At 69.2% G+C, this 247-nt stretch carries 1 protein-coding gene; it reads left to right on the top strand.

What is annotated here, in order from left to right; translation table 11 throughout:
* On the top strand, positions 1 to 247 hold a 247-nt coding region (locus SB786_RS37245; protein ID WP_410731717.1), incomplete at both ends, for an EamA family transporter.

Genomic DNA, 247 nt, shown 5'->3' with positions numbered 1-247 from the left:
CTGGGTGTTGCCGCTGCTCGGGTTGGCGGCGGGCGTCACCAACATCGGATTCGTATGGGGCGCGATTCACGGCGAAGTGATGCGCGTGCTGTTGCTGTTCTATCTGACGCCCGCGTGGACGGCGATCTTCGCGCACTTCATCCTGCACGAGCGGCTGACCTGGTCCGGCGCTGCGCTGGCCGGGCTGTCGCTGGCGGGCGCGGTGCTCATGCTCTGGTCGCCCAGGCTCGGCGTGCCACTGCCGGGC

The sequence above is a fragment of the Burkholderia sp. SIMBA_062 genome, assembly GCF_046534765.1.
GTDB lineage: Bacteria > Pseudomonadota > Gammaproteobacteria > Burkholderiales > Burkholderiaceae > Burkholderia > Burkholderia ambifaria.
Note: the sequence above shows the minus strand (reverse complement) of the source record. Positions and strands in the feature narration are given on the sequence as shown.